The sequence below is a fragment of the Yersinia sp. 2541 StPb PI genome (assembly GCF_052217145.1).
Taxonomy (GTDB): domain Bacteria; phylum Pseudomonadota; class Gammaproteobacteria; order Enterobacterales; family Enterobacteriaceae; genus Yersinia; species Yersinia enterocolitica_E.
Window position 1 is genome coordinate 2,940,054 of the sequence record NZ_JAZGQB010000001.1, and the last position, 23,788, is coordinate 2,963,841.

The following is a 23,788-nucleotide window of genomic DNA, read 5'->3' on the forward strand; positions in this document are numbered from 1 at the left end:
AGGCCGAATCACTAAGTGCCTGATCCAATGCCGAGAATATATTTAATTTACCCCTCGTTCAGTTGATAGAGCATACCACTAGTTTGATTTCGGCCATTTTTCTTTGCCTGATACAATTGCAGGTCAGTTTGACGCAGAAGTGCCGTTGACATACCGACGCTTTGATTTTCTTTGCAGCAAACCCCAAGGCTAATGCTGACAAAGGGGTAAACTGTGGAACCAGAATGTGGAATTTTTTGTTCAAGAATTTGCAGCCTGATAGTTTCTGCCATATCCATTGCTCCGGCTAACTCGGTGTCGGGGAGCAGACAAACAAATTCTTCACCACCATAGCGGGCCACCAAATCCGCAGGGCGTCGGAGAGTTTCTCGGATAACTTTTGCAATACTCCGTAAACAATCGTCCCCTGCCTGATGCCCATATAAATCATTATATTTTTTGAAAAAATCAACATCAATCATGATCATGCTAAGTGGAGTCTGGTTACGATTTGAGAGTTTCCACTCCAATTCTAACTGTTTATCAAAGTAACGCCGGTTATGTACTTCGGTTAATCCATCTAAATAAACTAGTTGGCGTAATAAGTCGGATTGAGCTTTAAGCAATAAGTGTGTTTTCACTCTAGCCCGAACGGTGTTCCTATTAATAGGTTTACTGATAAAATCTACGGCACCTTCGCTAAAGCAGCGAGTTTCGGTCTCTTCATCAATATGCGCAGTGACAAAGATAACAGGAATATCCTGAGTGTCTGGCGATGCCTTGAGTCTGGCACAAACCTCAAAACCATTCATACCGGGCATTTCAATATCCAGTAGAATCAAGTCTGGATGTTGACTAATACAGACGTCGAGTGCCTGTTTACCACTGGTGGCCATACACACATGATAATCGGAAGAGAATGCTTGATAGAGCATCTGAATATTTATCGGATGATCATCAACAATAAGGATCTTGGGCTTCCCCGTGCCGGGTAGATCTAAGGTCAAATCTTGCGAAAAAGAATGGATTATAGTCATATCTTCTTATCTCTCTGAGTAGGAAGATTAACCATCAAGGCTTGGCATAACTTGATAGCGTTGGCAAAATCTAGTTGGTTTACTGCATCATTAAGAGGAGATAATTGTCCATTAAGTTGCTTAGCAAAAGTCATCATCAATTTATTCATCAGCTCTAACGCAGCCATATCTGAGTTTTGTAATAACAGCATCAAACGATTCAGTTCCAACTCGATAGGTTTAATATCAACTGCCTCTGCCACGACATTACTAGTGTTATCTTTCGATAGCATTGGGATTAGTATCATTATCCCAGATTGTATAACGGATACTTTATTTCGCATCTCACTCAGTAATTGATTAATCGTATCTGCCGTAGGTATAGCGCCCTGGCTAAATAACTTCTCCCCCTGCCCCGCACTCAAAGAAAGGCCAGTGGCCCCCAGCTGTGCGGCAAGGCCTTTGATGGTATGTAGCAGACGAGATGCCGACAGATGGTCACCTTCAGTCAATAATATCTCCAACTGGGTAGGGAAATTAGCCAAATCCTCACTAAGCAGCGATAACATTTTTTGGTACAGCGTAATATCGCCACCTAATCGATTAAGGGCGGTATCAACGTCAATTCCTGCCGTTGCCGCGACATTTTTTAATTCAGCAGATAACAAAACAGGAGTTATATGGCTAATCGTAGCGACAACATCAGTTTGCCCACTGTATTTCCGTATGATGTGTATTAGATTATTCAAGTCAAAGGGTTTACCAATATGGTCATTCATTCCAGCAGCAAGGCAGGCATCACGATCAGAGGCCATCGCATTAGCTGTCATGGCTATAATCGGTAAGTTTTTTAACCCAAGACTTTTTCGAATATATTTCGTCGCATTGTAGCCATCCATGACCGGCATTTGTAAATCCATCAATATCAGATCAAATGAAGACGGATGATGTTCTAATATCTCAATTGCCTCTTTGCCATGATTGGCAATACTGACCTCTGCTCCCTCATCCTCAAGTAACTCACGTGCTATTTGCTGGTTATTCAAGTTATCTTCAACAATTAATAGCCTTACACCAGACAGTCGGTGTAAAGATTCGGTTATTGCCGGTTTCGCAACATCAGGTTGTTTGCGTTCGCTTAATGCATCAATCACTGAATCCAACAACATTGATGCTGTGATCGGCTTAACCAAATAACCATCCAGTAATGCCTGCTCTTCTTCGCTGCGCTGTAATAACATTTCGCGATCATGGGCGGTTATCATGACAATCATAGGGCCGTTATCTACTGGCATCAGTTCACGCACACATTTACTGGTCTGCCAACCATCTAACCCCGGCATTTGCCAGTCAATAAAGAGCGCCCCGTAGGTAATACCACTATCATGCTGCTGTCTCATCAATTGCAATGCATCATTGCCACTGGTTGCGACATCAACGGTCCATTTTAGTGATTCCCCCATCTGTTTGATCAGGTCACAGGCTGTCGGATTATCATCAACAACCAAGACTCGTAAATTATTCAATGCCTGTGCTCTGTTTACCAAAGTGTTTGGTGTTTCATTATTAATAACCAGATTGGTATAAGAAGGTAGCGACAGCGTTATGGTGAAATGAAATAGGCTCCCTTTACCCGGTTCACTTTCTAAGGTGAGCGTCCCGCCCATCAGTGCAACAAAGCGCTGACTTATCACTAGCCCTAAGCCCGTGCCACCAAACCGGCGCGTTGTCGAGGCTTCTGCTTGTGTAAAACCACTAAAAATACTTTCTTGATTCTCTGGTGCAATGCCAATTCCGGTATCGCGCACCCCAAAATGCAACGTAACGTGATGGCTATCCTGTGTGATAACTTTGATGAAAAGCACCACCTCACCAAGTTCGGTGAACTTCAGCGCATTGCCCCCCAGATTGGTTAATATTTGCTGGAGTCGCATGCTATCGCCTTCAACAAACTGGGGTAGTGAAGGGTCAATATCAAATAAGACCTCAACCTTTTTAACCTTCAGATTGCTCGATAAGATAACCGCCAAATCACGCAACATCACATGAATATCAAACGGGATACATTCCAGTTCCATTTTACCGGATTCGATTTTGGAGAAGTCCAGGATATCGTTCAGCAAGCGCAGCAAGGTGCGCGTGGCGGCTTCACTTTTAACCGCATAATCAGCTTGTTTCCTATCAAGACCCGTCCTACGTAGCAATGTCAGCATGCCAAGGATGGCATTCATCGGGGTCCGTAGCTCATGACTCATATTGGCCAAAAATGCAGATTTGGCCTTATTGGCTTCTTCAGCAGCTTCTCTTGCTGTTTTCAGGATATTCTCGGCCTCGCGTTGTTGAGTAATATCCCGATTAATCCCCATCATCAACATTGCTTTGCCACTTTCATCCCGTTCAACCGTTCCAGTTGATTGAATAAAGTGAACTTCATTTCTCACCACAATACGGAAAACCTGACGATAGACACTTTCATTTTCTAACGCTGCTTTTATTGCACTTTTAACGTCGGGAATATCCTCTGGATACAAAAGGCTATACCAATACGCCAACGGGATATCGGCATTGTGTAACTCCTCAGGGATCCCATAGATATTATTCATCCGCTCATCGAAAGAAAGCGTACCTTCTGGAATGTTCCAGGTCCAAATACCTAACTCAGCAACATCCGCCGCTCTGACTAATTGATTTCGAGCAATAATCAGATTGGCTTGCTGATTTTTATTGGTTGTAATATCAACTTGAATAGAAATATATCGCTCAATCTGGCCAGTACTATTGTTAAACGGAGCAATCGTGGTATCGACCCAATATAAAGAGCCATCTTTAGCTTTATTACAGATTTCTCCACGCCACGAGATCCCATTAGCAATGTTATGCCACATCGATTGCCAAAAATCAGTCGAATGTGTATGAGAATCAACTAAGCGGTAAGTCTGCCCTATAAGTTCTTCGCGACTGTAACCACTGATAGTACAAAATGCGTCATTAACATCGGTGATTATCCCATCCCGGTCTGCAGTAGAGATAATACCGTGTAAATTAAGGGTGCTGAGTAAGGCATTATTTTCACGTAAGGCCGCTTCAAGACGTTGATAAGTCGCTTTACGTTCACTGATATCCGACTCAATCGCCATAAAGCCGATAAGTTCACTCTTATCGTTATAACGCGGTTGAATCTCCAGCTCAATCCAATATTCTTGCCCCGATTTAGCGCGATTGACTATTTCACCTTTAAATGGCTCTCCGGCATCTAACGCAATTTTCATCTCACTTGCTACGCCTTGGTCTGTATTACTGCATTGCAGTAATTTCCCCGGCGACTTGCCGAAAACCTCGGCTTGACTGTATCCGGTAATACGTTCAAAGCCCTCGTTAACCCAGACGATATTACGTTTTACATCGGTAATAACGACGGCGTTAGAGGTGTTCTTGGCCACTAAAGCCAGACGTTCAAGATCTGCGGTCATATTCCGCGCCAGCATCTCTGCCCGATTACGTCCACTGATTTGCTGGCGAATAAGTAAAGCCAATGCCGAACTTAGCAAAAGACCAAAAGCAAACACCAACCAAGGTGCATAACGTTCGGTTAGCGCTTCAAACACTGGTGTGCTGCTGATTCGCAGTGTCATTTTTCGGCCAGGTAGTGGCAAGACGCTGGTATTGTGAAATATTCTGGCAGCTATGGCTTCATCATCATGCTCTTCATCCGGTATGAAATTGGCGTATTTACTGCCATCTGCATCGAAGATCATCGTTCTATTAGATAAATCATTGAGACTATCAAACAATTCAACATCCACTCGCCCATTCATAAACTCGGGAATATCACGTAATAGATCAGCAATCACAATGGGTGAATAGAGTAGACCGACCAATGACGCCTGCCGTTCAGCAAGTGTCGTAGGATAGGTACCCGACTTATAAACCGGGACAAAAAGCAATGTACCGGGAGTTTTAACATTAGACTGAACCAGATGAATAGTGCCAGAAAGAGTGGGTTTTCCGCTGTTTATTGCCAACAATGCGGCTTCTCGTCTGACCGACTCAGAGCCAATATCAAGCCCCTCTGCGCCTTGGTTTTTTTCTGCTGGTGCAATGTATTTAATAATATACAAATCATCATGCTGTTTATCCTGAAGTTGCCGCAAAGAAAACGTCGGCGCACCGTCAGCTCGGGTATCAGTAATAAATGCATTTAACTGGCTGCGCGACACCCGTTGAATAAAACCAAATCCCCTCACGCCAGGGAACTCCACCGGCAAATTACGCGAAGCGACATAAGCATTAAATTGCTCGCGGGTTAAATGACTGTTGGTAGCATAAACACCTCTTATCCCATTCAACCCATATATTGGCTGAGAGAAACGTCGCTCAACTTCTCCAGAAACCCTATCAACATTACGTTGAAAATCGATTTTTGCATTGGCTTCAATTTCGTTATAAAGCCACCATGCTCCCGCACCTGAAATAACCAGTCCAATAATGAAAATAACCAGTGGCAGTAAAATATTTTGTTGTAACTTAAATGAAAGCCAAGATGAGGACAATTGCTGCGTATGGGCATTGAATGGAGAAGGATTCATATAATATCTATACCCTTATAATCACTATTGGCTAAAGCATAGGATCACTCTGTAATTTAAGATAGTATTGGCCACAATCAAATCTAGCTTAAGTGTTCTCTGCTAATAATAAACAGTATTAGTTAGGGTTGAATGTAAATTTGTAGTTCATTGTGGCCTAATATCTCACCCTGTTCGTTAATAATGTCACTCATTACATTCATTGGTTGAACGCTACGAGGTATAACTTGCAATTCAATCACCTTTTGACCGCTATCCGCCATTAATTTTATGTTCCGCGATCCTTTAGATAAAATCATACCACTTTGCAATATTTTCCAATGTAATGATGCCTTTTGATAGTTGAACCAACGGTCGTTGATGGCCCATAAATCAATACGCCCTCTCTGCCCCTGCACCCAATTTTCTGTTTTCGGATCTATAGAGGGTAAAACGGGCTGATAAGCTCGCTGCAAAGCAAAATAACCCGGCTTAGGATGGCGGAGATAGTCCACCACGCCCCAGTTAATTGACGGCCAGTTTTCAGTAAACATAAAGTGAAATAATGCAGCAACGGGTTGATAACGTTGGCGTCGATAACTCTCTGCGGCGAGTTGGATTAAACTTGCCTGATACTGTTGGCTGTTCTTGATAAACGTATTGATATTTGGCCCGCGAGTCACTTTAGCTAATTCAAATGTCTCATGAGGTTGAAAGTTATGGTATGCCCAGATACGCCAGCCTTCATCTTGTTTATCCGCCGTTTTGGGCCACAGCTCAGCGTGCGGAATTATCGTTTTTAACGTTACCAGGTCAGGTAAGGCTTGTGCGCCAAACTCGCTGATGATTGAGGTAGTTGCCGGTTTAAGATGATCACTTTTCTGCCCTGAGTACCACCCTTGCCAGTAGTGTTCAGCAGTGGACGAGTAAGCATGAGTGATCCGGCTATGGTCCTGACTGAGCACCTGCGCGACGCTCGCGGTTAACGCCCGGTTGATGTCAGGCCGCCAGTCTGAATAACGATATTGCATCCATGTGGCATCCCAGGGCGGTTCATTGTGCCCAGACCACAATACAATCGCTGGATGGCTGCCAAACTGCTGTGTCATATCCGCGGCCTGCCTGGCAGCCTCTCTGGCAAAAGAGGCTGAATCGTCATATCCCCATTGCAGTGGAAAATCTTGCCAGAGCAGTATCCCCATCTCATCAGCCAGGTCGTACAACGCCCGCCCAGCCACATGGGCATGTACTCGTATGGCGTTGATGTTTGCCTGCTGCATCATGAGTAAGTCATGGCGATAATCTGTCGGTGTCAGGCTTCCCAGCCACGGGCTACCAATATAGTTCGTCCCCCTTATGAATAGTCGCTTGCCATTGATTGACCAACTTTGCTGTTGGGGGTCTATCGCAATTCGCCGTAAGCCAGTGCGAACATGAGTCACATCCATCATGCCTAAACGGTCTGAGAAACTGACCTCCAGCCGATAAAGATTTTGTTTCCCATGACCAGACGGCCACCACAATGCGGGGTTATCAAGCAGAAAATTAGCGGTGAGAGTTTGTGCATTATGCTGACTGGCAACCAATGAAACACTTTTCTCCAGTTGATAAGATTGGTCGATAAAATTATCGGGTATCAGGCGTAGCAACATAACAACGGGGCGGTTGTGGTTAGCACGATAATCCAAACTCACCTTCAGAATCGGATGTGCAAGCCCCCGTGACCAGTCAGGCACGGCCAGTACATTGTCTATAACAGCGCCACGGCTGATATGTGACGTTACCGGAGCCCAGATACCGCCTGAATTAGCATCTTGTCCGTGATCCGACCACGCGCCACCGGGCCGAGTATCATGATGGTTGAACACGCCCTTAATCAGTTGCTTACGAAATGACCAAATTTTGCCCGGAGTCTCGTAAGGGCTATCTACACGCATAGCCAGCACATTATCTATTCGGGCTATATCGGTGATATCGATACTGAACCGCTGAAAATACCCCTTATGTTGCCCCGCTCGTTGACTGTTGAGCCAAATATCCGTTTGATAATCGACGCCATCGAATACCAAGGTCGCCATATCATCGGTATCTAAAACCGGTAATGTAAACCGGGTGCGATACCATAATACGCCTTGATGATCGACGCCCTCACTGTACCAATTAGCGGGCACTTTCAACTGTTGCCACTGGCTGTCATCCAGGGTGTCACTCCAGGCGTCAGAAGCTGGCGGATTGCCATCCCGTATTCGCCACTGACCGGACAAATCTAAAGTGGATGGCAACTGAGCAACAACAACCGACGAGATAAGTTGTAAAAGAAATCCCAAACTTAAAATAGAAGCCCTGCACCAGCAATTAATGTTCATTTCGATGCCGCCTGTCGACGGATGACTCTTTCTTGCGGCAGGCATAATTGTGGTCGTGAAAAAATATCACTCATGCGCACATCCAGATATCCCGCGGTAGAGTCGCTATTAATTAAACTCCCCGCCGCTTTATAGAGCAGCGTTTCCAATACCATAGCGTTTGTCGTCAGACTAATTGTTTTGTTATAGGCACCATTATTTTCATAACGCCCCTCATACCATCCGCGTTGTTCATCATACTGCATCTGAGTCAACTGCATTAATGCATCGGTATAAGGGCTATTCCACAAAACCCATAAGCCAAAAACTACACGGGTTGATACCAACGCCAGGTCAGGATGAAATTGCCCGTCTTCGCTAATCGTATTCCAATGATAACCGTTAGCGAACACCGTATCGTAAACGTGATATGGCGCAACTGAGGTGAAATAATCACTACGTGCCGTCAATATATGTTCTTTTTGCCACCGTATTTCTTGTACCCGATAGATATTATCTATCCGTTTTTTTTGCTGTTTAAATATTGGGGTGCTTTTTAATTCCATTGCAGTAAGTAAATAAGGCAAGCTGACGACAATAGAGGGTACATAGGTTGTTCGAGCATCTCTGATATCAAAATCGATAGGTATGTCATAAATAAACGTGGTGTTATAGGGAAGATTAGCTGATATTCCTACAGGAAAACCCCACAGACCAAACGCACCAGCGGTATATTCGCTATAACCCAAAACGCCTTCGGGTTTGGCTATAAATCTGCCATTAACAGTCGCTGATTTCAGTAACTCACCATGACCATCAATAATCTGACAGAAATTCCATCGTAATAGGACCTTATCCAAATACTCAGCATATTCAGGATAAAAACGCACAACAACTTTCAAACCTATCATTAAGCGGCCGATATCTTGTGCAGACCACCCCAGTGGTTTTGGCTGGTGAGCATAATCAATCATCTGTCCGTTGGCGGTGTTGTAAAGCAGATTTGGCGTTTTTCCCTCCACCAAAGGTAAATGACTTATTGTTGCCAATAATAGTGTGAGGCGCTGATCAAACTCCTGACGATTGATCAACCCTAATTGGGCTGCTGCGGTTAATGTGACAAGTGTGTCGCCGATTTGCCAGAGATTAACAACCGGGTAATTATCCAAAGAATTAACCAACCCAGTACTCACTTGCGTATTATTAACAAAGTAACGCCAAGCTACTTTCGCCCACAATTGTTCATTATCAGATAGCACACCACTACGGGCAGAATAGGCAACAGAGCTGTGAGTAATACTGCTTGCCACAAACATACCGCCCGTAAATGCAGCACCCAGTAGCCCAGCACCAATAACCCAGGCAAAAGCGGCGGACTTCACTGTTTTGCGCATGATGATGTTGCCGCCGGTAATTTAAATAAATTATTACTGCTGCTTTCATCCTGACACTGAGCACACTGGCAGCTCTTACAATCTGGTGCTTTACGTATCGCAATGCCCGTTTGATCACAAAATGCGGCTAAACTCGGTGTTGCATCAATATACGGCCGATTCCTTTTACTGTTATTATCATCAAAAGCATTAATTAACTGCCGTTCCCACAACGAGGGAATATAATCTTTATGGCTAGGATCACCACTGGTGAAACGGAGTATTTTCCCTGCTTTTTTAAATAATAGCGCTTCTAACATGATGCCATTATTATTTGCCGTAAACTCTTTAATTGGCCCTTTACCATTTTCGTAGAGGCCCTCGTTAAAGCCGATATCCTTAACGTTAGCATTTTCTATTGCATCAAATAATCGGTCAGTGTACGGCGAATGCCATAATACCCACATGCCTAGCGCAGCTTTTAATGACACTGCCGCATTTTCAGGGACAAAAAAGCCCTGATCGGTAATTGTGTTCCAGTTATAGCCATCGGAAAAAACCGTGTCATAAACAAAGTAAGGGGCGTGGTCTAACTGATGCTCCGAACGCGCTGTCAGTATTCCCGTTTCACGATAGCGGTTTTCCTGTGCCTGATAGACGCGATTGGCGAAGTCTTTCATCCACGGATGGCTGTAGCTCGCTGCTTTATTAGCCCGATCATTACTGCGATCCCACCCCATCTCAAGGCCATGTAAGATATACGACTCGGTAACTACATAGTTGTGTTGATTCGTTTTGCGTGCATCCCTAGAGTCATAAGGGACTAATACACAATAAATTTTAGCCAAATCATAAGGTTCAGGGCGCGATGCCTGACAGGTAGAAAAACCCCAAAGTTGGAAACCACTGGCGGCGTATTCTTCATAACCCAGTCGCCCTTCCTGTACATACTGAGGCGTGTTATTTTTATCTAATATCGCACCATATAACGTACCGCAATCATCGACAACATGTGAAAAATCCCAACCTAAGACCACGTTATCAATGCTATTGGCATATTCAGGATAACGTTCTTTAATAATTTTCAGCCAAATTAACATACGGCCAGTATCAATAGCTGAAAATCCTATTTCACCGGATTTATTCATATAGTTAACTTTTTCAGCAGTTATGGTGTTGTAAGCTTTATTGGGTAATTGCCCTTGGAATAGTGAAATATTATTCAGTGTCTTTAAAAAAGGTAACATTCGGTGGTCAAACTCTTCCTTATTAATAATACCCAACTCGCGCGCCGACACCAGTGCCGCCAAATAAGATGCACTGTCCCACATTGTGGTCGAAGGATAATTATTAACTGCATTAACAAGCCCAGTTGTAGGTTGTAAATTATGGACAAAATATTGCCAGGCATTAACTGCAACCGCCATCTCTCTGGGCGTTAACTCACCGTGCCGCACAGGGTAGTTTTCAGACGCTAATTTATTGCCAGGTAATTCAGCAAAGGTATTAAAAGACGGTATGGCCAGGAGTATCAAAATCAAGCAGCCAGCCTTAACAATGAGACTTAACCTTATCAAAAATGACTGATTTCCCATCATAAAACCTTCCTACCTTAGTTGTTTATCTGTTGCGCCAACGGATTGCATCACCTGAGTACAGGCAGCACAAAGTAGTTTTCCACCCTTGATAAAAGCCAAACTTTCTAACACCACGCCATTGGTATTGGCATTTAGTGAAGTATTTATTTTATTGTTAACTTCATAAATTCCGCTATACCAACCTTTGTTCGAATCCATCAAGCTATTTAATTGATTCCGTGTCTGTTCACTATAAGGTGTGCGCCATAAGGCATACCAACTAAATGCCGATTTGGTTGATAACTGTCGTAACTGATTGACACGCTCACCTTTGTCCGTAATTACCGCCCAATCTTCATTAGCATAATGGAGTGTGCTATAAATAAAGAAAGGAGCTTGATCCACATGATCCTCACTGACAGAGGTATATATAGCAGTACGCTGAAAACGATTTTCCTGAGCCTTAAAAACCCGCCAGGCTAGTTCTGATGAATAAAGATCAAAACCCAACTCTAAGCCGGTCAAGATATAGGGTTCACTGACGATAAATGTATTTGCCCCCTCTTTTTGCGAGACACGATCATCATCAGGCACCAATATCCCTTCAACTTTAATAAATTGCAGATGTGCAGTGTAATCAAGGGCTAAACTAGCATTAATACCTACTAGTTGCAGGGTCCGTGCCGCATATTGCTCATACCCCATACGCCCTTCCTGATGCAATGAAATGAGCTGAGTTTTATCATCAACTACCGAACCTTGTAATTGATCATCGACCACTAGCGCATCTAATTGCCAGCGTGAAATAACCTTATTGACCTCGACAGCATGCTGGGGATAACTCCAGACCAATATATTTAATGGCACCATCATTCGACTGATATCAATAGCCGACCAGCCTATACCTTTCGTACTGGGCTGATTAATATAATTAACCATAGATAGAGTCTGTGTATTATAGGCTTTATTAGGTAATTTACCTTCAAATAGTGGTAATTTAGCCAATGCACCTAATGCATTACTGATTCGGGTATCAAACTCATCTTGTTGAATAATACCAATTCGTTGCGCTGAAATCAGCGCCATAAAATAACTACTGGTATCCCACATTGTCGACGATGGGAATTTATCCACGGAATTCACTAAACCACTCGGCTGAGTATTATTAATAAAATATTGCCATGCAGCCTTAGCCCAAATTACTTCTTCGGAACTCAATGGTCGAGGAACCGGTGTTAATGGTCTGCCAATACTGGTGGTGATATGGACACGAGAATCTTCCATATCTTGAGAGTTCTTTTCGACATACAACACAATAGAAAATGCGATTAAAATACCGATCACCATCGCCAGATAACTTCTCGCCTTGAGGAGGTTATATTTGAATGACATCAAGCCCCCTCCTGTCCGGTGGATTCAGCATGCTCGGGTTGCCAAAATGCGGCTAAAACCATCGGCATCATGGCTGCAATATTTGCAGCTCCCCAAAAGATATTGATCACAAAACCTGAGGGATATTTTATGTTCCCTACGGCTATCTGAATCGCCCCCCAAATCAACCCCAATAACGTCAGCCCAATAATGGCGAGCTGAGGTTTAACTAAGGATAAAAAATTGCCCTGCTGGCGTTCTTTGGGCGTCACATGAAACTTGATTTTCTCACCTCTTAGTACTGTATCAAGAGCTCGTAGATTCATGGAAAATAAAGCAAGAAAAGACGATTTCCCATCCCACGCTGATATACCCCAGGTGCCAAACATAAATGCTAATTCAGAGACAATCATGAAGGGCAAAAAATGCAAATAAAAAGGAGATGAGTAAGTCGAAACGGGGGGGATCCCCGTAAAAAGATAAATTAATGGGGCAATCAAAAATACCGTATTCCAGATACAGGCAAAATAGGACCAAAAAGTAGTTCCGTACATTAATTTTTGTATTGCACTGAGCTTAATCCTTTTACTAGTGAAAAGTCTGTCATGCAAGGCAATATCCATTGAACCAGCCGCATATTTAAATCTCTGGATCATCCAGGTCAACAAATCCTGCGGTGAAAGCATTTTTGATTCTATTTGCGGGTGCATGACAGATCGCCATTTACGGCCTGGATCACCATGTAAAACGATAGAAGTATAGATATCTTCTGAAACATGAAATTTATATGGCATCAGCTCGGTATCATGCACCACATGAGGTAACATGGCCTTAGCCAAGTCTGCTTTGGTTTCTTTATCAGTTAGGTCGCCCGTATATTGCTCGATCTCATCTTCTATATTATCTACATAGCGACGCAGTGCAGCTTGCATAATAGCTTCACGACGATGAATTGATGCGGCGCCACAACAAAAAGCCGCATTAGCCCAATTACGTCGGCGTAAAATAACATCGTAAAACATTTGCGGATCATTAAAAAAGGGATCATGCCCCACAGTAAGCGGGCCAACCAATTTTTCAATCCCTTTACCAACAAAATAACCTGCTGAACCTAATTTTTTCTTTGCCCATTCAGGTAATCGCTTGCCCTGTGGTAAATCATAAAACCACTGAGGAGTCTGGACCCAGGCAACATCAACATCACGAAAATAACCCAAAGTATGAGTCAATATTGTGGGGAAAACTCGGGTATCTGCATCACAGATAATAATAAAGTCACCGTCCGTCATATCCAGCCCGTGGCGGAGATTACCTGCTTTGTAACCGATATTATTTTCCCGACTTAAGTAATTAACCCCCTCTTCTTTTGCAACAACCTCCATTTCGCTTCGTTTACCATCATCTAATACATGAATGCGATAATCCAAGGAGAAGGGATAAGTTACGGCGAGTGCATCCCGAATCGATAAACGCACTAATTCGACATCTTCATTATAGGTGGCAATAAACAAATCAACTTTTATCTGACGCCTTTCTTGCATCTCTTCCGCGGCTATACAGTCATCGATTGTTTCAGGTACTGGGAGTACAGGAATATCTCTGACTTTCCAGAGGTTGATAGTGAATAAAGCAGAACCAATATAGGCTAGTGTTTCAGCCATTACCAAAGGGATGGAATACCAAAGCGCATCGTAATTCAGTGAATTCATCCAGCGCCAGCGGATATAATTTGCCCCCAAGATAAGCGCTGCAACCGCCAGACTTTGCCATAAAAACTCAGTAGCCCAATGAGTTTTGAGTGGTGATGGTGGTTTCCTGTTTTCAAACGAAGAGAAATAAAAAGCCATTATCACAACCTCAGTCAATCCATGAAGATAAGTGAGATAAATCAGCCCATTTTAAGGGGGAGTTCGAAGAGCATTATTTTATGAATAAACATAATTTTTACGCCTACTCTTCTATTTTCTTTATCAGCGATAGATAATTGATGCCCTCTTCCACTTTATAACTGATGTCATCAACGGCATTAAACATCATCATCAATCCCATCCCATTTTCTGGCCAAGAATCCGGCGCTGACAACTCAGGAATATGAGACAACCCACTTTTATTTTGCAAAAATTTTGTAGGTATAGGCTTTCCTTTATCTTGTAAGGTCACAGCTAGTTGATTATTGCCATAATGCATCACAATAGTAATATCTTGGGTGGCATCATAGTTAACACCATGCTTTACAATATTGATAAATGCTTCATTTAATGCAAGTTCCATAGCATAACTGCTAGATGAATCAATCTTTAAGGGTTGAATAAATTGTAGTAACTTTTCATGTAAAACATTCAGGCTAGACAAGGAAGCAGGCAAACATATTCTCATTAACCAGCCCTGTGAGTCACGCTGGTGATAACTCATATCAACGTATCTTTATGTAGGAATTCATCGAACAAAGATTTCTCTGCCATAATAATATCTTTACGCCGTTTATCATCAATGAGCCAGTTTAAACCCGCCTCAGATAAATCAATGGACATACCGTCTGGTGAGATAACTTTCCCAGCAAAAATCATCTGTTGATGCAAATGCGCAATACCCCCGACCCGGGTATAATCAGCAATAAAACTTTGATCGATAACAGCTCCCTGCTCTAATAAACACCCCGCACCAATAATTGTAGGCCCTTTAATCGTTACGCCAGACTGTATTTCTGTACTACTACCAATATAGACTGGCCCTTCAATATCTAAGGTCGAAAAGTCGGCTTTAACATTAAGTCCACACCAGATTTGAGGTGCAATTTTAATTCCCGGCATGGGATAGTCGGGTAAATCCTGATTAAGGATCATGCGATTTACATGCCAAAAATCTTGTAGAGACCCAATATCAACCCATTGGAAGGGCAAGGCAATACCGTAGAAAGGAACACCTAATTCAGCAAGTTTGGGGAACAACTGACTACCAATGTCGTATTCAACGCCATCAGGAATATAATCGAATATTTCTGGCTCAAAAACATAGATTCCGGTATTGGCATTGTTTGATAATGCATCCTCGGTTTTAGGTTTTTCTTGAAACTTACTAACTCTACCCTGCTCATCAGTAACAACAATACCGTATTTGTTTACCTGATCTGCTGAGACTGGGCGCATCACCAAGGTTGCCACACTTTTTCTGGCTCGATGGAAAGCCAATACCTTATCGAAATCTACATCAATTAATGCATCACCACAGACAACGACAAAAGTTTCATCAAAAAAACCTGAGAAATTTTGGATGTGTTTCATTCCACCCGCTGACCCCAGAACATTGTCAACAAAAGTATTACCCTCCATAATACCTTCGTAGGAGTAACCTATTTCTACTCCCCAGGCATGGCCATCACGAAAATAATTCTCGATGTCCACAGATAGATAGCTGGTATTCACCATTAACTGATTAAAACCATATTTTCTTAAATGCTCAATAATCGATTCCATAATAGGTTTTCGAATCAATGGAATCATTGGCTTTGGCAGTATGGTGGTCAGTGGTCTGGCTCTGGTTCCTTTCCCTGCAGCAAGGATCATGGCTTTCATAAATAGGTATTCCTTACAAATTAAGGTGCTACGGAATGCATCTGCTGTAATGTATCGGGTTGATTAGCACCGATAGTAAATATCCTATCCATCCGGGTTAATTTGAACATTCCGTGGATATTATTATTCAGTGAGCAAATAGCCAGTTCACCTTTCCCATTTAAGGTCTTCAACAACGAAACCAGAGCACCTAAACAACTACTGTCGATGAAATCTACCCGACTAAAATCCAATAAAATATTTTTGGCTCCCTGAGCGATCATTGCTTGTATATCTTCCTTAAATTTCAGGGAAACTGATGCATCGAGTCGCCTGATCAAGGGGGTTATCACCAATACATTGTCAATTGTCTGAGTTTCAAAGTTCATTTTTTCTTCCTTACAATGCTGCTAGGAGAGGGGAATTGTTATTGCGTTCGATCACCAGTAACGAGATATCATCACTAAATACAGAACGCCCATTCTGAATATCACTTTGATGTTCATCTTTTTGTACCGGATGCCAGTATTTCAGTGCCTGCTGTACTTGCCCAAAAACAGTTTGCACACAGTCACGTTGACTTGCGGCCAGTAAGTCTTGTAATCGTCGTTCTCCAAATAGCTCTTGCTCAGGGTTTTCACACTCAACAATGCCATCGGTGAATAAATAGAGCCGATCACCCGAAGCAAGAGTGAATGCAGTGTCCTGATAGTCCATCGAATCAATAAGTCCAACCGGTGCACCACCGTCACCAATAGGGGTAATCTGACCTGAACTACTAACAATAAAGGGGGTCGGATGCCCAGCTTGGCAAAGCACCCCACCCGCTGTTTGAACATCGATAACGCCATAAATAAGAGTGAAATAGCTGGCTATATCATCATTCTCTATACAAAAACGGCGATTAAGTTCGCTCACAACTTTGTGTGGCGGGGTAATTAGATAACCAGAGGGAGTATCTGCCAGTGAAATCAGTAAGTTATCTACCGTGCGCCCATTAAGAAATTGGCGTGCAACTGACAGTGAGAGCATCGCCGCAGCCACGCCATGCCCTGCAACATCAATACTATAAAAACCAATGTGTTGATTTCCCAGTTGGAAAAAACTTAACAAGTCACCCGAAACATACGCGGAGGGTATAAACATCCATTCGGCTTGAAAACCACTCACCATTAGCTTTTCTGCTGGCAAAACACTACGTTGCAATTTTGCCGCAGCCTGCAAGTCATCTTCTATTTGTTGGTAGGCTTGGGACAGTTTCTGATTACGGGCATCGAGGGTTGCCTCTAGCATTAATATCCGTTCACCTGCATGTAATCGGGCGCGTAGCTCACTTTGATTTATCGGCTTTGACAGAAAATCATCGGCGCCCGCATCTAATCCTGCGATCAAATCCTCGACGGATTGCCGCACGGTTATCAATACTAAGTAAATATACCTATCGGAATAATGTTTACGGATAGTAGTACAGAGTTTCAACCCATCCATAACTGGCATTTCCCAGTCACTGATCACCATATTGATGGCATTATTATCAAGGATAGCCAAAGCATCTTGGCCATTTTCTGCTTCAAAAACAGTAAATTGCCAATTTTTTAGTAGATTAACCAGTAAAAAGCGATAACTTGCTGAATCATCAACAACAAGAATAGATGTCACACCAGTAGCGGAAGGATGTGGTTGCATAAGTTACCCAAGAGCTTCGTGTAAACATAATTTATCAAACATCATCGTCGATAGAGGATGCTCAACGTCCCTGAACCTTTCATACCCACAAAAACATTATGCTCACTTAACTATTAATAGCGTAATTAAGCGTAGCACAGATTCTTACACCTCCAATTTATAGGGGTAATATCCAACTGAGATTTATTGTCCCACTACGAAAATTAGCATTTGCATTCTGCCGCCACGGGTAGCGAGTCCCGGTGTAATTGCCATAAAAAAGCGACCAGGACCCCGGAGCGTAGCCAGACGTATAGCCAAAACTATAGGTATAATCATAATTCCAAGGTTGCTGCTGATTCTTGTTAGGGTAATAAAACGCGGACAAACGCAAAAAATAGTGCTGTTGTAAGGTATAGCCACAACTCCCTAAAAAACTGTTCTTATTTTCTTTGATAGTTGATGAAGCGTCAGAGTAATAACGAGGCACATAGCTATAGCCAACTTGACAAATCAGTGAGTCATCTTTGTTAATCAATAATGCAGACTCCACCGTCTTGGGTAAGGTAAATTTATAGCCCAAAGTCCAAGAGCCTTGTTCAAACCGTGTTCTTTGAGCACCTGTCGCAGGGAAGAAACTATTATTATCGTTGTAATTACCATAAACCAAACTAAAAGTACCCGGATGCCAATCGTCATAACCAAAACTATAAACAAAATCGGTACTGTATTTACTGGTATTTTGTAATGGAACCCGAACCGTCATATTGGCAAAAAGATAACTTATTGGGGAATACTGCACACTAAAAAGCCCCCGCTGATTTAGTTTATATACTTCCTCCGAGCTATATTTCCCTGTAGGTACATTAACCATCTTTTTTTTAAGTGGCGAACTATAGGTTAATGCCGTTGAAAATGTGTTCTCATCACCAGAAAAAAGGCGTGACCAAGGGCTGGTAAATAATTTAACAGCTGGTGGACTAGTCGTTTCACTCGCAGTCACCAGCGGGCAGAAAAAGAGTCCACTAAGTAATACCGTGAGTGATTTGTAATGTTTCACTTAAGGTTGTCCTCCCTCCAAATATCCTTGCTGTATCCACGAATAGTCCTGTCGCTGGAAAACTCTCCCATGCCACTTATCGTGTTTAATGCTCGCTTGTGCCAACTGTAAGTATCGCTATAATCGGTCAATGCTTGATATTGTGCGTAACAATAACTATCAAAATCAGCCAAATGGAAATAGTGGTCACCGTGACTCACCAACATATGAAATATCGGTGAAAACAGGTTCTTATCGGCATGAAAAGCACCTGAAATAAGTGAATCAACAGTTTCTTTAAGTTCTGTATTAGATAAATACTCATCATATGATGACCGTCCTTTAGCTCTTTGCTCAGCAATTTGCTCCGCAGATAAACCAAAAACATAGAAATTCTCATGACCCACAGCATCTCTAATTTCAATATTAGCGCCATCTAGCGTTCCGATAGTTAAAGCACCATTCATCGCCAGCTTCATATTGCTGGTACCCGATGCTTCAGTACCCGCAGTAGATATCTGCTCTGATAAGTCAGCGGCTGGAATAATATTTTCCGCTAGCGAGACTTTATAGTCTTCTAAAAAAACCACTTTTAGTTGCTCATTGACTCTAGGATCATTGTTCACTTTAAGAGCAACTTGATTAATCAACTGGATGATCAATTTGGCCATGGCATAACCCGGTGCAGCTTTGCCCGAGAATATATGGACTTTCGGCGAAATAGTTCCTCTTCCATTCAGCATTTTCTGGTAAAGGTTTATCACATAGAGGATGTTGAGTAATTGCCGTTTATACTCATGAATTCGTTTAATCTGACAGTCGAACATAGCTTCGGGATTGATAATTATTCCTTGCTGACGCGTAATTATCTGACTTAATTTTAATTTATTAAATTTTTTAATTTCAGCCAGTTCGGCAATAATGTCACGTTCGTTCGCTAACGATTTAAGTTTAGTCAAAAGAGTCAGGTCGGTAACCCATTCATGGCCTAAGTGACAATCCAGAAAAGTCGATAACCGGGGATTAGCCTGCTGAATCCAGCGACGGGGTGTAACACCGTTGGTTTGATTAGTGAACTTCTCTGGCATTAAATGATAAAAATCGGGTACAAGATTCGATTTAATTAATTCCGAATGAAGTTTAGCCACTCCATTCACTTTGTGACTACCAATAATAGCAAGGTAGGCCATGCGAACTTTCTTTTCAGGCGTCTCTTCAATCAAAGACATTGATGCTAATAAATCTGCACGTTCAGGACGCCATCTATGTATTTCCAGTAAGAAACGGCGGTTGATTTCATAAATAATTTGTAGATGTCGAGGCAGCAACAACTCGAATAAATTAACTGACCACTTCTCTAACGCCTCTGGCATTAAAGTATGATTGGTGTAGGCGCAAACCCGTTGTGTCAAATCCCAAGCGATATCCCAATCAACAGTATGTTCATCTACCAATATTCTCATTAGCTCAACAATAGCTAGGGCCGGGTGGGTATCATTAAGTTGAATGGCTACAAAATCCGGCAACTGGTTAATATCACTGGAAAGTAAGAAGAAATCATGCATGACATCACGTAATGTACAAGCCACCAGAAAATACTCTTGTGTTAAGCGTAATTCCTTCCCTGCCAACACTTCATCGGAGGGATAAAGCACTTTAGAGATATTTTCCGATGCTATTTTTTGATTAACAGCATTCAGATAATCACCATGATTAAAGATATGAATATCAAATGAATCTGAAGCGCAAGCACTATATAAACGCAACGAGTTTACGGTATGATTAATATAACCTGAGACCAGATAGTCGTGAGGCACACCAATAATTATTTTCCAATCCATCCACATTGGATTGTAATTTCCTTGCTGGTCCTCTATTTCGACTATGCGCCCATACAGCGGAATTATCATTGCCTGACTTTGATGTTCTATTAGCCAGGGTGAGTGTGCAGAGTGCCAATCATCAGGCTTCTCTATTTGTTGTCCATCCTGAATTTGTTGGTGAAACAAGCCATATTCGTATTTTATACCGTGACCAGAGCCAGCAATATCCAAGGTTGCCATTGAATCAATGAAACATGCAGCCAGGCGCCCCAACCCCCCATTACCTAATGCTGCATCTTCTTCACTTTTTACAATAACTTCAAAATCTACCCCAAGAGATTCTAATGCGGCTTTAGCTATCTCCATTATCCCTTGATTTATTAAGTTATTCCGCAGAGATTGACCAATTAAAAACTCCATAGAAATATAATAGATACGTTTTTTTCTTGCCTGGTGATGTCGTTCCCGAGTGTTAAAATAATCATCAGTTTGGTTGCGTCGCACGACCAGTGCTAATGCACTAAAAATGTCACTGGATGATGCTGTTGATAGTATCACTCCGAGAGAATATTTCAGTTCATAAAGTATGCTATTACGTAGCTTGCTAATCTGATTCTTATCTGAAGTCGATGGAGTATTTTTCATTTCTAGCCTATTTATAAGATTGAGTCAAAAAAATACAAATCAGTTAGGAATAAATCTCCTACCGACATCATATTTTGCTAATAGCCATAACATCATTAAGGCACAGAGATGAACCAATGTATTTAGCAACCATGCCCGATGCCATAAACCAAAATCAACTACCTGACTAACCAATAAGACCACATACACGTGGATAATAAAAACATACAAAGAATGTTGGCCTAATGTTATTAAAAACCAACCACACATCTTATTTATTGGTTTCCAAAAATAACTTAACACCAAATAACATGTTGTTAGCAGACTAAAATCATTAATAATACGCAGTGGACCTAATGCATTCTTTTCAGCAAAGTTCAGATAGAACCAATTGAAATTTTTCGTATTTATGATATGGAGCATCGTGTTATAGGGCATAAATGGATTGGTATGATTCTGTGCAATAAACATCATTACTAATGTAAATAATACAACAACTGACAAACTCCAGAATCCAGCCTGAGTATGGGCTAAAGAAAGCAACTCTTCTTTGTACCAACCAATCGTCATCCCCAAGACATAAATAAATTGCCAAGCCAAAAATGGAAAAGCAAACTCAAATTCCGCTGATGTAACTCGTATCCCGGTAATATGGTAGATAATATATAATGCCAGAGATAACAGCAGCAATACACCTACCCATCGGCGTTGCAATAAATAGATAAAAATAGGACTGGCCAACAGCAGATAGAAATATAGCCCCAAAATCTGGCTCTGATGAGGCCCGATTTGTAAGTAGAGCACCATGTTAAACCAAGATTCTTTTAGCTGGTCGTAAAGTGGATATAACGTATAACTTACGTTTGAAAAGCGATCGGTAAAATGGGTTACTTCGAAAGTGTTTATGAACGTCAGTTTAGTTAGAAGTAAAATACTAAGGATGATCACTATATTAACCACATATATTTTTGCTGCTCGTCGATATAGTGCATAGCTTATAGTTAGCAGAACTTCTTTTTTTAAACGCTGGCGATTGATTACACCCAACATAAATCCCGAGAGAATAACGAACCCTTCCGCGCCGGTTGTCAGGCCAAAACGCTCCCAAGTAAAGATATTCAATAGCGACATCACTTCAATGTGGGCTACAACCATCATCACCAAAGCAATGCCCCGCAGCAGATCAATCCTTAAATCACGCTTATCTGATGATATATAACGAAACGATTTTACCCAAGAAAGTATTGTCCTACATTTATCTTCAAGTACAGAAAATGCGTGAATCATCCAATCACCCGCAAAAATTACTTGCCAATAAAAAGGGGTAGTATTTATTTATCAGCCTAACCCTATTTCCTTTCGAAAGCATTAACGCCCTTTAACTGTAGAACAATCCGGCAATTATGGTTAATAATGAGAATAATTTATGAGTAATGGGATACGTAAAAAATAACCCCTCAAATGGGTGCCACTTTCGAAGATTTCCCAACACCTTCTTCTTTAAGCTGTCGCACTCACCTTCAGGCTAAGTTATTTGCCGAAGGTGCGGACCAAATTCTACAGTCATGAGAACTATCTTTTAGTTGTATCCAGGAGTCATGTCTTTATTGGCTGCCTGGTAAAAGATACTCAATGGACCCGCTATTTAGTGTATTCATGAATACTGCTCATAGTGCTTATCCTGCTACCTGCCATTATCTCTTTGCATAAATCCGTTAACATGCTTTCACCTCTTAATATTCAGATAGATGATCATGACCAACTCACAGACACGATCGCAACTAGCTGCCGGAAAAACCAGCGGCCTTACACTTGTTTTAATTCTCAGTGCGTTAATGGCTATCACATCCTTATCAACCGATATCTATTTACCTACCATGCCAGTCATAGCAATAGATTTGCAGGGCGATGTGGAATTGACTATACCGGCTTTTGTCTTGCCCAACTGATTTTAGGGTCAATTAGTGACCACTTTAGTCGACGCCTGCCGGCATGATATTGTTCGTTATAGGCTCGGTGGGCTGCGCATTATCGACTGATATTGTGCAAATCATTTTCTGGCGTGTCTTTCAGGCTTTGGGAGTATGCACAGGCCCCATGCTGGCACGGGCAATGATACGCGATCTGTTTAGTCGTACTCGTGCAGCACAGATGCTTTCTACCCTGATGATCATTATGGCTATTGCGCCCATTGCCGGGCCACTGGTCGGCGGACAAATGATTAGCATCACCTCCTGGCACGCCATTTTCTGATTGCTGGCAATTATCGGTGCATTGATGCTGGTTTCTCTATTCTGGCTTGCAGAAACCTTACCTGCAGAAAAACGGGTTAAAGCATCTTTGTCCGGCGCTTTTGGTAACATTCATAAATTCAGCTGCACACAAAAGATAATAATGGTGCTGAATAACTAGATTAATTCACTCCAGTTTAAATTTATAATTAAAAACATTTTTTCATTCTCATCTTATTAAGATTATCAATTACACATCTAACAATGATTCAGTTTTATTTAACTATCACACACTAAACGCATTGAGCATTGCATCCGTAACCTGAAATAAGAATAGATATAAAACTGTGGCTGAGATAATTGCGACGAAAAAATAGCAGCAAGTTACCCACTCAGTTACTATGGTTAACTCAACCGCTATCAATATAAAGATAGCGCCCCAATAAATCCGAAACACCACGCCACCAAAACCATAATAAAAAACATAAAAGCCTGAAAAATAACAAGTAAAAATTAAAAAGCAAACATCTTACATTTACAATAAGTCGCACTGCACTTAATAAATCAATTAAATCAATTAAATCAATTTAGGGAAATTTCCTACAACACCCCTATCGCCCTCCTATATT

At 41.9% G+C, this 23,788-nt stretch carries 14 protein-coding genes and 1 pseudogene; 1 reads left to right on the plus strand and 14 read right to left on the minus strand.

The window, feature by feature from the left end:
- Window positions 1-47 precede the first annotated feature (47 nt).
- From V1953_RS13265 to opgC, 14 genes are all read right to left on the minus strand, one after another.
- Entirely contained in the window at window positions 48-1,016 is a 969-nt protein-coding gene (locus V1953_RS13265; RefSeq protein WP_083159230.1) for a diguanylate cyclase, read from the minus strand.
- On the minus strand, window positions 1,013-5,581 hold the full coding sequence (locus tag V1953_RS13270) for a CHASE domain-containing protein (RefSeq protein ID WP_442851033.1): 4,569 nt from the start codon (window positions 5,579-5,581) through the stop codon (window positions 1,013-1,015). The genes V1953_RS13265 and V1953_RS13270 overlap by 4 nt, the downstream gene beginning before the upstream one ends.
- A 122-nt stretch (window positions 5,582-5,703) precedes the next feature.
- The gene (locus tag V1953_RS13275) at window positions 5,704-7,926 is read right to left on the minus strand and encodes a glycoside hydrolase family 2 protein (protein ID WP_442851034.1); all 2,223 of its coding nucleotides are present in this window, start codon (window positions 7,924-7,926) and stop codon (window positions 5,704-5,706) included.
- Window positions 7,923-9,299 (minus strand): DUF3131 domain-containing protein, encoded by a 1,377-nt coding sequence (locus V1953_RS13280; RefSeq protein ID WP_372568947.1) that lies wholly within the window; start codon window positions 9,297-9,299, stop codon window positions 7,923-7,925. The genes V1953_RS13275 and V1953_RS13280 overlap by 4 nt, the downstream gene beginning before the upstream one ends.
- Window positions 9,284-10,873 (minus strand): DUF3131 domain-containing protein, encoded by a 1,590-nt coding sequence (locus tag V1953_RS13285; protein WP_442821444.1) that lies wholly within the window; start codon window positions 10,871-10,873, stop codon window positions 9,284-9,286. The genes V1953_RS13280 and V1953_RS13285 overlap by 16 nt, the downstream gene beginning before the upstream one ends.
- Window positions 10,874-10,885: 12 nt before the next feature.
- Window positions 10,886-12,247, minus strand: a complete 1,362-nt coding sequence (locus V1953_RS13290; RefSeq protein WP_442847936.1) for a DUF3131 domain-containing protein — start codon at window positions 12,245-12,247, stop codon at window positions 10,886-10,888.
- Complete coding sequence (locus tag V1953_RS13295) at window positions 12,247-14,073, minus strand: glycosyltransferase (RefSeq protein WP_442851035.1); 1,827 nt, start codon at window positions 14,071-14,073, stop codon at window positions 12,247-12,249. The genes V1953_RS13290 and V1953_RS13295 overlap by 1 nt, the downstream gene beginning before the upstream one ends.
- 103 nt (window positions 14,074-14,176) lie before the next feature.
- Window positions 14,177-14,638, minus strand: a complete 462-nt coding sequence (locus V1953_RS13300; RefSeq protein ID WP_227746543.1) for an ATP-binding protein — start codon at window positions 14,636-14,638, stop codon at window positions 14,177-14,179.
- Window positions 14,635-15,798: a sugar phosphate nucleotidyltransferase gene (locus V1953_RS13305; protein ID WP_372568945.1), complete on the minus strand. Its 1,164-nt coding sequence runs from the start codon at window positions 15,796-15,798 to the stop codon at window positions 14,635-14,637. Before V1953_RS13305 ends, V1953_RS13300 begins: the two co-directional genes overlap by 4 nt.
- Before the next feature lie 20 nt (window positions 15,799-15,818).
- A complete protein-coding gene (locus V1953_RS13310; protein ID WP_083159236.1) occupies window positions 15,819-16,166 on the minus strand; it encodes an STAS domain-containing protein in 348 nt (115 codons plus the stop codon).
- Window positions 16,167-16,176: 10 nt separating this feature from the next.
- The gene (locus tag V1953_RS13315) at window positions 16,177-17,463 is read right to left on the minus strand and encodes a PP2C family protein-serine/threonine phosphatase (RefSeq protein WP_083159237.1); all 1,287 of its coding nucleotides are present in this window, start codon (window positions 17,461-17,463) and stop codon (window positions 16,177-16,179) included.
- Between the two features lie 157 nt (window positions 17,464-17,620).
- Entirely contained in the window at window positions 17,621-18,445 is an 825-nt protein-coding gene (locus V1953_RS13320) for a hypothetical protein (RefSeq protein WP_442851327.1), read from the minus strand.
- A 53-nt stretch (window positions 18,446-18,498) separates the two neighbouring features.
- On the minus strand, window positions 18,499-20,949 hold the full coding sequence (locus V1953_RS13325) for a glycogen/starch/alpha-glucan phosphorylase (protein ID WP_083159238.1): 2,451 nt from the start codon (window positions 20,947-20,949) through the stop codon (window positions 18,499-18,501).
- 39 nt (window positions 20,950-20,988) lie between these two features.
- Window positions 20,989-22,215 carry an OpgC domain-containing protein gene (gene opgC / locus V1953_RS13330; protein WP_420073911.1) on the minus strand — a complete coding sequence of 409 codons (1,227 nt, stop codon included), beginning with the start codon at window positions 22,213-22,215 and terminating at the stop codon, window positions 20,989-20,991.
- A 467-nt stretch (window positions 22,216-22,682) separates the two neighbouring features.
- Here opgC and V1953_RS13335 point away from each other — a divergent pair.
- Window positions 22,683-23,295, plus strand: a pseudogene (locus tag V1953_RS13335) (MFS transporter); the annotation flags it as partial.
- Between the last annotated feature and the right edge of the window lie 493 nt (window positions 23,296-23,788).